Annotated in this window: 1 protein-coding gene; it reads left to right on the forward strand. The window is 75.5% G+C overall.

What is annotated here, in order from left to right:
* Positions 1-229: histidine kinase dimerization/phospho-acceptor domain-containing protein (locus tag ACSNOK_RS36660; RefSeq protein WP_436784956.1), on the forward strand; the 229-nt coding region annotated here is incomplete at both ends.

A 229-nucleotide genomic window follows, 5' to 3' on the forward strand; every position in this document is an offset into this window, starting at 1 on the left:
GGCGTTCAACTCCATGGCGGACCAGGTCGTCCGGCTCCTGGCCGCGGAACGCGAGCTGGCCGCCGACCTCTCCCACCGGCTGCGCACCCCGCTGACCGTCCTGCGCCTCAACGCTGCCTCGCTCGGCGACGGACCGGCCGCCGAACAGACCCGCGCCGCCGTCGCCCAACTGGAGGGCGAGGTCGACCGGATCATCCGCACCGCGCGCGAACAGCGGCCGCACCCGGGG

The organism is Streptomyces sp. URMC 126 (assembly GCF_051386555.1).
Classification (GTDB): Bacteria; Actinomycetota; Actinomycetes; order Streptomycetales; family Streptomycetaceae; genus Streptomyces.